The sequence below is a fragment of the uncultured Helcococcus sp. genome, from assembly GCF_946998255.1.
Lineage (GTDB): Bacteria > Bacillota > Clostridia > Tissierellales > Peptoniphilaceae > Helcococcus.
On the sequence record NZ_CAMPYN010000038.1, the window covers coordinates 1 to 12,387 of the forward strand.

The following is a 12,387-nucleotide window of genomic DNA, read 5'->3' on the forward strand; positions in this document are numbered from 1 at the left end:
TGGTCTTTTGCAGTTTTTTCAGTAGTTTCTTCCACTGTTTGGTCTTTTGCAGTTTCTTCAGTAGTTTCTTCTGCTTGGTTTTCTTCAACCTTTACAGTATCTACTACTGTTTCTTGCTTAGAATCTAAACTTGATGCTTGTTTTTCCTCTTCTGCAGCATTTGCTACTAGAGGTTGACTTACTAATACTAAGGCTAAAACTCCTGGTATTAGAAGTTTTTTAAGTTTATTTCTATTCATTTTATCCTCCCTTTATACATAAGATAATATCACACTTATGTATTTTTGCCAATATAGGATATCAAAAGATATCCCATATTGAACAAATTTTATTCATCTTCCTTTTTCTTTTTAGAAACAAATATTCCAGCTATTGAAGCAAGTAGGGTTGAAATGAATCCTGTTGGAGCTAAAACACCCGTCTTTGGATTGTTGTGTTTTGGCATCACTGGTTTTTCTACAACCACTTCTGGTTCTTCTACAACTTCCACTATTTCTGGTTTTTCTACTTCTGGCTCTTCTATTTCAGGAACTTCTACTACTGGTTCTTCAAGCCTTGTTATCTTAAGAACTGGATAGTGTTCATAGTTTGCTGTTGTTTCATAGCTGATATATCTATCTGCATCTGGATAATTTAAGAAGTGACTTGAGTTTACAAACTCTACTTCTCTTACCAACTCAACATCTACACCACGTGGGATTATCACTACATTTCCTTCTACCCTTATTAATCTTCCTCCCCATCTTTCAACATCATGTTTGTCAGCTGGGTTATAGATATTTTCACCATTGTCTAATGGGTATTCTAACTTGTAGTTTCCTTTTATGATTTGTTCTATCAAGTTTCTCTTTATGGTGTTTAGTTCACTATGGCTTGCACCTACTAATCTTCCATTTTCATCTAATTTAGCATTTGCTAATAGATCTTCAAGGCTTGGTTTTTCAATGCTTTGATCAGCTTTTCTATTTGAGTCTAAATCATTTAATCTCCAAATCATGTCTACATCAATTTCTTCACCTGTATAAGTGTTGGTAAATTTCAAACTGTAGTTTTCATGTTTGTCATATAGGTTAAATTTATTTTGATCTAGTGGTCTCATTGTGTAGGCTACTATTCTTTCATTTTCACCTAAACCGATGTAGTAACCATTTTCTAAGCTTAATTTAGCTTGTCTCTTGTTACCCTTATCATCTTCTATGATCGCATTTATTTCATACTTACCACTATTTGCTAGTGTTTCTAGGTATCTATGGTTAGTACTTCTATTTGTCTTGTCATATTGATCAAATGAAACATTTGTATCTACAACTCTAGTTGTTTCTCCAACATAACGTTTATATGAATATAGGTATCTTGATTTTCCATCTTTATCCTTAAACTCATAGTGGTTATAGTATGGGCTTGTGAAATCATATGGGCTTGTTACTTCATTACCTTCCCTATCATAATAGGTTTTTGTTCCATCTGCATTTACCTTTTCATATATGCCAACTACGCTATATGGTGATAGGCTTGCGTAATTGTCTCTTTCAAGTAATGATTTAATATATGTGGTTAATTCAGCATTTCCTATTAGATCATAGCCATCTAAGTAGCTATTTAAGAATGGGTTATAGTAACGATGAACAGCATCTTTAGTTGTTTGTCTACGGTGGATCTTTCCACTTACATCAGCTGGATTTGTTTCGTAAACTTCATTAAATAAAGCTTCATTTCTTACTATATCTTTTTCTTCAATCATGTAATAGTCTAGATAATGGTCTGCATCAATTTTTGCTTGGTAACCATTTTCTTCATTTAATTTGATTTCTTCCTTGTTTCCAAAGATATCTGATACTACTACTGTGATTTCTTTTGGTATGTCATGGTGTTCGTTTAATTTTATCCATTCTTTCTTAATACCTAAACTACGTTTGATATTTACATCTGCTGAAGGCCCTGCTGCAGCTATATCTGCATAGTCTTCGTTAGCTGGAGATAAATGTGTAACTGCTATGTCAGCGTGTAGATTATAAAGTCTTACATAATCAAATGGTCTTCTATTTGTGTCGTTATATTTAACACCCCAATGTTCCATATCTTCAGAAATGTCATGCCAATATCCTGAATATCTTGTAACATCTACTGTTGCATCCCCATATAATCCATGTATATCAAACATGTCTGCTTTAATTAGTTCTGGATGTTCAACAAATCTAAATTGTGTTTTTCTATGGCCTTTACTTTCATCATAGTCTTTTAGGGAAACCGGATTACCGTCTTTATCAACAGCAATCTTTGGTCTATATTGACTCATTGCTTCTGGTCTTATAGCAAATGGACCAAAACCACCTTCTCGGTTATTATTCCAAATTAGTCTAGAGTCGATAGCCATGTATGGTGTTTTCTTTACAATATCTTCATCTACATTAAATTTAACACGTATACCAGATACAGCTGGTGTTTCAGTAAAGAAGGCATAGGCTTGAAGATTTTCATATGATTGGTTTTCTGTTCCTAGTAGGAAGTTTGCCTCTTCGTCATTATTTGCCCTTACCATTACATTTTCTAATCTGGTTTTGCCTTCAAGTTTATCCGCCCAGGTTAAAGGTGTAGCATTCGTTCTTATTTTTAGCATAAGTTCATAAAACTTAGCATAGTACTCGTTTACTAGACTTTCTCTTACTTTATTAAGTCTTCCCGACTGCCACTTTTCTAATTCACTACGTACTCCTGCATCTTTCCATGCATCAAGATATTCTTTATATAAAGCATCATACTCTTTATTTGCCTTTTCTAAATCTTCAGCACTTGGTTTCAATAAATCGCTAAAGTTTACTTGGCCAAGTTCTACATTTACATTTTCGTATTGGATGTTATGCAATCCCCACGTCCAGTCTCTACCATATTCCTCAAATATATTTCTATATTTTTCTAAATAATAGTTTTTATTGATAGAATTTTCACCTTTAGCTAAATCTGAAATTAGTTCTTTAAATAATATATTATATTCATCACGATAACCCAGTTCTCTATTTCCTTTTAGGTATTCTTCAATAAAATCAGGATATTTTTCGATAAATCTTATATCATTTTCAAGCTTCATAGACAATAATTTATCTTCTAAATTATCTAACTCTTCTACTCTATCTTTGTTTGAATCATAATACCCAAAGCTATCTATTCCAGCTCCAATCAATTCAAATGTAGGATTTTTAGCATATTTTGGTAAGACTATAGAAAATGTATTTGCAGTCATCTTGTGGTCTGATGAATGGTGTGGTCTCACACTTACTTGATACTCGTAGGTCCATGAACCATCTTCATTTTGTACAGCTCCACCTATTGGGGTTACATCTACACCACCTCTACCAGCAGCAATGTTTCCTCCAATACCAGATAAACCATTGTCAGTTAGAGCATGAACATTATCGCTCAATAAATCGTATCTATCAACTTTTTTAGTGTCTGGATTTTTATTAGACCATTCTATAGCTTCATCTATATATTGGTCGTAAAAGTCTTTATTATTTACCCTGTAATCACCATATCTTCCATATCCATTAGCTATTTGAACTCCGATATCTACAATTTCGCCTTTTCCATAGTTTGCGTGGTATTCAACAACTTTATTTCTATTAAGGGTAAATGTGTTAGCATAGCCACCATCTTTTTTACCTATATCTCTACCAATGTTGAATTTGTCACCAGTATATTCAGTTGGTGATACAGTCCTATGAGTATATAAGCCATTAATATCAAACATACCAGGCTTGATTAACTCTGGATTAGATACAATATATTTAGTATATTTTCTAGTTTCTTTAATTAGGTTTAAGTCATCAACTGTATAATCAAATCCTTCCGGTAATCCAAAGAAACCAAACCCAAATAGCCTTGCCCAGTCATATTCTTGAAGTGATTGACAGCCCTCTTCGTAGGACCCTGATCCACCACCTTCTTGGGAACACTTCCACATAAATTGTCCACTGATAGCAATGTTAGGAGATTTCCTTACTATATCTTCATCTACATCAAACTCTACTTCCATGGCTATTGGACCATGTACACTACTACCGAAATTATATGATTGAAAATCTATGTCAGCAGCTCCATAGCTAAAAGTATCAAGATTATCGACTCTCCACGATTCTATAGAATAAGCAGATCCAAGTCCTGAGCCATTTCTATGGTTGTGGTCAGCTTGAACTATAAATAGGGGTAGCTCATCTTTTCCTTCAAGATTGTTTGCATAGGCATCAAATTTTCCAAATATAGTATAATCACGATTTTTAATTTCTTGCAATTCCTTTTGTCTTTTTGGATTGTTTTGAATTTCTTTAAATCTTGCTATATCTTTTTTAGCTCTTTCTAATCCTTGCTTTAGAGATTTTTCTTCTTTCTCAGTCTTATTTTCTTTTTCTAAAAGGTCTTTTATTTTTGCTTCGCTATAATAAGCATTTCCATTAGAATCTTTACCTACTAACCATTCCATTCCACCTTCTTCTACTATGGTGAATGGATTTTTAGATTCATCGTAATATAATGTATAATCTTCATCGAGTCTATAGTAATCTCTACTTGACATGATTGGTAAGTTTACATCTACATCAGTATTAGTGTATGTTATACTTCCATCTTCATTAGTGCGTGCAGTTTGAGTACCTACTAATTTAAATCTTACATTTTTAGCAAATGCTGGTAGTAAAATTTCTCCACCACGTACAGTTTGTCCATGGTCCGAAGATGTGACGCTTTGTGAAGATATATTGAATTTATATTTGTATGACCCATCTTCATTTTGCTGAGCGTAACCTTTTGGTGATATTGAAATATATCCTTGGTCTTCTGTAAGGTTACTCTTCATATCTTGGTATCCAAATTCACGTATATATCCTGATAATGATTTTCTCTCTTCAGCAGAAATTTGTATATTGTTTTTATCGATATAATCAGATACTACTTGGTCATATAATTTATTAATAGCAGCTAAGTCAATGCCTCCTACAGTCTGACTTAAATTGTGCGCAGGAGCATTTGTAGAATCTAAGAAATTATATTTGTTATTTAACTTATCTTTAACTACATATTTATCTCTAGTTAAATCTTCTTCAAAACTTGAGTTTGTATATGTCTTGTTATCATCTAAATTTTTAACAACGAATTTTCCTTCACTGTCTTTATTAACTTCAAACCCATTGTAAGAATAGATTTTTTCACCATTGTCAAGTGTAAAATATTTTACATAATCGGTAAATTCAACTTCTTCAATTCCTCTATATTTTTTGCCCACGTACGAATAAGAGAAATCTTTGGAATCAAATATTTTTCCATCATCAAGATTGGTGTAAGTGAACGTGCCATCCTCATGTTCTTGTTTTTCAAATCCTTTTACTGATATATATTTATTTGTTTCAGTAAAAGATAAGTATTGCCCTTCTTGAATATCGTTTATAATACGCGCATTATAATCTCGATATATATATTTTTTACCATCATCTAGATTTTCATATTCATAAACATCTTTAGCTATTTCTGTAACTTTAAATCCTTTGCTTGTAAATACTTTTTTAGGAGCATGTACTGTCAATACTTCAAAATTCATATAAGAGTCTGATAGATATGGCACCTTATCAAATTTTAAGTCTTCTTGAATCTTTGGATCTAAATTTTCAGCTAGATCATGGGAGTAGTTGTTAAAGTTAGTTTGTCCTTTTATGTGTAAATCTTTTCCTGGTATATATATATCTGTAAACTTTTTACCATTCTCATCATAATATTCTTTAAATTCTATATCTCCGAAATAGTTTATTGAATCAGATTTATAATAACCATCCTCAGTACGTATATTGTACTCTAGATAATTATCATAAGTTGTTGATGTAGGTATTTCTATTAACTGTTCATCTTTTAACTTCTTGATCCATTCCTTGTTCTTAGCATAGTCAGACATATTTTCACGATATTTCGCAAATTCTTCTTCTATTTCTTTGTCTGTATACTCTTTGTATCTTTTTGGAGTATAGTTATGCTCATCTTCTATTGCATGGTCTTGGTAATTTTTGTTGTAATTTTCATCTTCATATTTGTTTGGTAGTCTGCCTGAATCCTCTTTGGATATTTCATCTTCTTTAGACTCTTCTACCACATTATCAACTATTTTTTCTTCATCTTCTTTGTTGGTTAAGAAATCTAAGAAGTCTTTTTCACTTTCACCTACGTAGTTTGGTGTAGTATTTTCTTCTACGTGGATTTCTCCTGTTTCATTTGTAATTATGTACTTATCTGCTTCTTTTTCATTAGCTTCTAAATCTTCTAACGACAGAGCATTATCTTCAAGGGTGTTCGGATTTGTATTTTTTTCAACCTTTATTTGGTCACCCTTATCCTTTTCCTTGTCTTCCTCTTTGTTTTCAGCTAAGTCTGTTTGATCATTTACTTGATTTTCATCTTCTAATGATCTTGGCTCAGCCACATATCTTTTTGGCTCTACTTGATTGATTGTTGCAGGTGCTTCTACCACAATCTCATTGCTTAAACCTGTGTCGCCTGAAGCATTTGCAACAGGTACACGAAATACTAATACCAGACCTAGGGCACCTGGTATAAGATATCGCTTGATATCTTTTTTATTTGTTTCTTTTTTATTCATGTCTCCCCCATTTATTTATTTTTATGATAGAGTATCTATCATGATTTTCCCTATAATACGTTACATATATATCATACAATATATATGTTTTTTTGCAATTTTAATTATAAATTAATAAATAAATATTTTAAAAACAAGAGTCCCTCAGTATTAAACTGGTGGACTCTTGTTTTATCCTAGTATTTCACCTATTAACTTGTAAATATAATCCCTATTTTCTTTAGTTTCTGCAGAATAGTAGATTATTTTTTTCCTATCTTCTATGTCTAGTTTATTTGCGATGACTTTTATATATTGTTGTAGCTTTGATTTTCCGATTTTATCTAGCTTGGTAGCTATTACGTAACCTGAAAAACCCATATCCTTTATCCAGTTATACATCATCAAGTCATTGTCCGTTGGCTCGTGCCTTATATCTACAAGTAAAAATACTTCTCTTAAATTTTCCCTGTCATATAGGTAGCCTTCTATGATTTGTCCCCAATCATCTTTTTCAGACTTTGAAACAGCGGCATAACCATAGCCAGGAAGGTCTACTAGTCTAAACTTATCATCAATGTTGTAGAAGTTTATAGTCCTTGTCTTTCCTGGTTTTGAAGATGTCCTAGCAAGATTTTTCCTGTTCACTAGAGAATTTATCAAAGATGATTTCCCTACATTTGACCTTCCTGCCAGGGCAATTTCACTTAAGTTCGGATGAGGATATTGTTCTTTTTTTACTGCTATTTTTTCAAGACTTGGATTTTTAATCTTCATGGTCTTCTCCTTCTAAAAGGGCTAGTTCTAATACCTCTTCTACTTCTTTTACTGGGTAGAATGTAATTTCTTTTCTTGCTTCTTCAGGTATATCTTCTAGATCTTTTTCATTTTGCTTAGGAATAATTATATTTTTTATACCATATCTCAAGGCAGCTAAGGCTTTTTCTTTTAGGCCACCTATAGGCAATACCTTACCTCTAATTGTAACCTCACCTGTCATAGCAATATCTTGCCTTATCTTTTTATTGGTAAGGGCTGATACAATTCCTGTAGTCATGGTGATACCCGCTGAAGGACCATCCTTTGGAGTAGCTCCTTCAGGTACATGAACATGGATATCTCTTTCTTCAAAGATTTTACTATCTAAAGAAAACTTTTCTTGGTTGGCCCTTATATAGGATAAGGCCGCCATGGCAGATTCTTTCATGACATCACCAAGAGATCCTGTTAATTGTAACTTACCTTTACCCTTCATGGTGTTCACTTCTATTTGAAGCAACTCCCCACCAACTTGGGTCCAAGCTAGACCTGTAACAACTCCAACTTCTGGTGATTTTACAATTTCATCATCTAAATACTTTTCCCTGCCTAAAAAGTCCTTATAATTTCTTATTGAAATATTTACTTTTTCTGCGCCCTTTATAATTTCCATGGCTGCTCTTCTAGACAATTTAGCTAATTGCCTTTCTAAATTACGTACACCAGATTCTCTAGTATAGTTTTTAATTGCAAGTTTTAATACAGTATCAGAAACTTTCACCTGGCTACTTTTCAAACCATGGGCTTCTAATTGCTTAGGAAGTAAGAATTTTTTAGCTATTTTAAACTTGTCATATTCACTATAACCACTCAATTCAATTATTTCCATCCTATCTAACAAGGGTCTTGGAATAGTTGAAACATCATTAGCTGTTGTTACAAACATTACTTTAGATAGGTCTACAGGTATTTCAATATACCTATCCAAAAACTTATCATTTTGGTTTGGATCCAATACTTCCAACAAGGCAGAGGATGGGTCAGCTCTGTAATCACTTGATAATTTATCTATTTCATCAAGTAAAAACACCGGATTTAAAGTACTTATCCTTTGTAAGGAGCTTATTATCCTACCAGGCATGGCACCGATATAGGTTTTTCTATGACCTCTTATTTCACTCTCATCAGAAACCCCACCAAGCCTCATAGACACATATTCTCTATTCATGGATTCAGCCACAGCCTTTACAATAGAAGTTTTACCAACTCCCGGAGGGCCTACAAGGCAAAGAATAGAACCTTTCATATCTCCTTTAAGCTTCCTTACAGCTAAAAACTCCAAGATTCTTTTTTTTACATCTTCCATACCATAGTGGTCTTTGTCTAAAATTTCTCTGGATTTATTGATATCTATCTCATCTTCAGAATACTTACCAAAGGGTATTTCAAAAATATTTTCTAGATAGGTCCTTATAAGGTTAGATTCTGGAGATGCCCCGCTTATATAGTCTAGCCTATCCAATTCTTTTAGAAGATGGGCCTTATATTCCTTTTCTATAGGGAGATTTTCAATATCTTCCTTGTATTTTTCTTGATAAGTCTTGCCGCCAGCCTCTGTTTCTTCTAATTCTTCTTTTATTACATTTAATTGTTCTCTTAAGAAATATTCTCTTTGAGACTTATTTAGTCTAATATTTACCTGGCTATTAAGGTCATCCTTCATGGTTAAAATATCGATTTCTTTAGATAACACATTTAAAACTTTGATAAGTCTTTTATTTACATCTAATTCTTCAAGTACTTCTTGGACTAGTTCAGGGTTTGGATCTAGGTAAGAAATCAAACTATCAGCTAACTTAGAATAATCTTGTTCAAATTTTATATTTAATAATAACTCTTGAGGGATGTCTTTTTTGAAGGACATATATTTTTCAAAGTATTCTATAGCCGTTCTTTTCAAGGCTTCTAAATCGTTATCACCTTCGTCTGATTCATATAAGTATCTATCTATTTCAACTTCTATATATCCATTTTCTTCTTTACTATTTTTAATTTGTCCCCTGTCTAGACCTTCAATAATAACTCTATAGGAATCGTCAGGTAATTTAACAGATTCGTTAATCTTGCAGACAACCCCCATAGAATAGATATTTTCTATATCTACATCCTCTTCCATAGGATCTCTTTGGCTAGATACAAAGATTAAAGAATTTCTTGCAAAAGCTGATTCTAAAGCTCTTACGCTAAATTCTCTTCCTATATCAAAACTCATAGTCATGCCAGGTAGTATCCATATCCCCCTAAGAGCGATCAAGGGTAGACTTTCTTCCCTTAGCATATATTTTTCTTTCATCTATCCTCCTAGCTTACTAGTAAAAGTATAAGAGCTAAGCTCCTATACTAAGATAGGAGGTTTGTTATCTCTTATGGTTTCTACTGTAACCTTAACTTGTTTGATTTTATCTTGACTTGGTATATCAAACATAATTTCTAACAACCTATCTTCAAGTATGGCTCTTAGCCCTCTTGCACCTGTATTTCTTTCAATAGCTAACTTAGCTATTTCTTCAATTGAACCTTCTTCAAAAATTAATTCTACCCCATCTAACCTAAACAATTCCTGGTATTGCTTAATAAGAGCATTTTTTGGCTCCGTAAGTATCTTTACAAGAGCTTCTTCATTAAGCTCATTTAGAGTAACTATTATTGGAATTCTTCCTATAAACTCTGGAATTAAACCAAATTTGACTAGGTCCTTTGGTAAGATTTTATCCATAACTTCAGACCTGTCACTTGATTTTCTATCTATTTTCGCACCAAATCCAATTGAAGATGTATCAGTCCTAGTTTCAATAACTTTTTCTAAACCTTCAAAGGCCCCACCAACTATAAATAAGATGTCGGTAGTATCTACCTGGATGTATTCTTGGTTTGGGTGTTTTCTTCCGCCTTTTGGTGGAACATTAGCAGTGCTCCCTTCAATTAATTTTAATAGGGCTTGTTGGACACCTTCACCAGATACATCTCTAGTGATAGACATATTTTCAGCTTTTCTAGTGATTTTGTCTATTTCGTCTATATATATGATTCCTCTTTGAGCCTTTTCAATATCATAGTTAGCAGCTTGGACAAGTTTAAGGATGACATTTTCCACGTCTTCCCCAACATATCCCGCTTCAGTCAATGATGTTGCATCAGCTATAGCAAAAGGAACATCTAATATCTTGGCCATAGTTTGAGCCAATAAGGTTTTACCTGAACCTGTTGGTCCAACTAATAATATATTTGATTTTTGTATTTCTGTATCAGTATTGTTCTTATTTTTAATTCTCTTATAGTGGTTATAGACTGCGACAGCCAAGGTCTTTTTCGCCTTGTCTTGGTCAATAACATATGAGTCTAATTGGTCTTTTATTTCCCTAGGAGTAGGTAGATTTTCAAATTCAGCCTCAAATAAGACTTCATCTTCTTCATCTATTATATCCTTACATAGGTCTATACATTCATTACAAATATATATGTTTCCTGGACCTGCTATCAACCTTTTTACATCTTTGTCTGTCTTACCACAAAAAGAACAATGTATTCTTTCGAAATCATTGTAGTCTGACATTAAATCTCCTTGTGACTTACAATTACCTTGTCTACTAAACCGTAGTCTTTAGCTTCTTCAGCTGTAAGGTATTTATCTCTTTCAGTATCTATTCTAACTTGTTCTATATCTTTACCTGTTGTGTCAGAAATAATCTTGTTTAGTTTTTCTCTAATTTTTAATATTTGTTCAGCTACTATACCAATGTCTGTTGCTTGACCTTGGGCTCCACCTAAAGGTTGGTGAATCATAACTGAAGAATTTGGTAAGGCAAATCTTTTACCTTTTGCACCTGATGTCAATAGTAAAGCTCCCATACTTGCAGCTTGCCCTATAACTATGGTTGAAACATCTGGTTTAATATATTGCATAGTATCATATATTGCCATTCCTGCAGTTACAGACCCTCCTGGAGAATTTATATAAAATTGTATATCCTTGTCTGGATCTTCAAATTCTAAAAGTAGTAATTGAGCCACTATTGTGTTAGCTACTTGATCATTAACTTCACCTGTTAAAAATACTATTCTTTCTCTTAGTAATCTTGAATAAATATCAAAGGCTCTTTCACCCTTGCTACTTGATTCAACAACTGTAGGTACTAATGTCATATTTACCTCCTATTTTAGAATTTCCCAGAATTATACAACTCTGGGAAAATCAATAATTATTTATCTTATTCTTCTTCGTTTTCTTCTGTATCTTCTACAGTTTCTTCTTTAGCTTCTACGAAAACAACGTTGGATTTCAAGTCTTCTACAGCTTTTCTTCTTTGAAGAATTGCTTTAATTTGGTCTTCACCAACTTGTTCTTTCATCATCTTCTTGAATTCTTCATCATCTTTTCTGCCGTATTGTTCTAAAGCATCATCGTATTCAGCTTCGATTTCTTCGGAGCTAACTTCATAGTCATTTTCTTCAACTAATTTGTCTAAAAGTACTTGTACTCTTACCTTGTCTTCAGCTCTTTCTTTTAATTGTTCACGAATATCATCTAAGTCTTGGCCTGTAATACTTAAGTAGGTATTTAAATCTAGTCCCATGTGGCTTAGTTGGTGTTCATATTCATGCATTTCATCTTCTAATTGTAGGTCAATCATAGCTTCTGGTAAGTCAAACGGAGTTCTTGCTAAAGCTTCTTCTAAAACTCTATTTTCTACTACAATTTCATTGTTTTTCTTAACTTGTTCTTCAAGATCTTTTCTAATTGAAGCCTTGTATTCATCAAGGGTATCAAATTCGGAAACATCCATTACAAAGTCATCATCAACTTCTGGTAAGATTTCTTCTGTAATTTCATTTATCTTTACCTTGAAAACAACTTCTTGACCAGCTAAGTCTTCAGCTTGGTATTCTTCTGGGAATGTCAATTCTAAATCAACTTCTTGTCCCTTTTCTTTGCCTACTAGACCTTCTTCAAAACCTGG

Annotated in this window: 7 protein-coding genes; all 7 read right to left on the bottom strand. The window is 33.0% G+C overall.

Features of this window, described 5'->3' with window-relative positions:
* Positions 1-239: hypothetical protein (locus Q0U66_RS04215; RefSeq protein ID WP_297377778.1), on the bottom strand; the 239-nt coding region annotated here is incomplete at its 3' end.
* 89 nt (positions 240-328) lie between these two features.
* Entirely contained in the window at positions 329-6,631 is a 6,303-nt protein-coding gene (locus Q0U66_RS04220) for a hypothetical protein (protein WP_297377780.1), read from the bottom strand.
* 171 nt (positions 6,632-6,802) lie between these two features.
* On the bottom strand, positions 6,803-7,387 hold the full coding sequence (gene yihA, locus Q0U66_RS04225; RefSeq protein ID WP_297377782.1) for a ribosome biogenesis GTP-binding protein YihA/YsxC: 585 nt from the start codon (positions 7,385-7,387) through the stop codon (positions 6,803-6,805).
* On the bottom strand, positions 7,377-9,722 hold the full coding sequence (gene lon, locus Q0U66_RS04230) for an endopeptidase La (RefSeq protein ID WP_297377783.1): 2,346 nt from the start codon (positions 9,720-9,722) through the stop codon (positions 7,377-7,379). The genes yihA and lon overlap by 11 nt, the downstream gene beginning before the upstream one ends.
* A gap of 42 nt (positions 9,723-9,764) precedes the next feature.
* Entirely contained in the window at positions 9,765-10,982 is a 1,218-nt protein-coding gene (gene clpX / locus Q0U66_RS04235; RefSeq protein ID WP_297377785.1) for an ATP-dependent Clp protease ATP-binding subunit ClpX, read from the bottom strand.
* Entirely contained in the window at positions 10,982-11,572 is a 591-nt protein-coding gene (gene clpP / locus Q0U66_RS04240) for an ATP-dependent Clp endopeptidase proteolytic subunit ClpP (RefSeq protein WP_103981803.1), read from the bottom strand. Before clpP ends, clpX begins: the two co-directional genes overlap by 1 nt.
* Before the next feature lie 65 nt (positions 11,573-11,637).
* Positions 11,638-12,387: trigger factor (gene tig, locus Q0U66_RS04245; protein ID WP_297377788.1), on the bottom strand; the 750-nt coding region annotated here is incomplete at its 5' end.

Excerpts from the sequence above, each read along its gene's own strand:
- clpP (WP_103981803.1), bottom strand. The coding sequence starts at position 11,572 with ATGACATTAGTACCTACAGTTGTTGAATCAAGTAGCAAGGGTGAAAGA.
- Q0U66_RS04220 (WP_297377780.1), bottom strand. The coding sequence starts at position 6,631 with ATGAATAAAAAAGAAACAAATAAAAAAGATATCAAGCGATATCTTATA.
- lon (WP_297377783.1), bottom strand. The coding sequence starts at position 9,722 with ATGAAAGAAAAATATATGCTAAGGGAAGAAAGTCTACCCTTGATCGCT.
- yihA (WP_297377782.1), bottom strand. The coding sequence starts at position 7,387 with ATGAAGATTAAAAATCCAAGTCTTGAAAAAATAGCAGTAAAAAAAGAA.
- clpX (WP_297377785.1), bottom strand. The coding sequence starts at position 10,982 with ATGTCAGACTACAATGATTTCGAAAGAATACATTGTTCTTTTTGTGGT.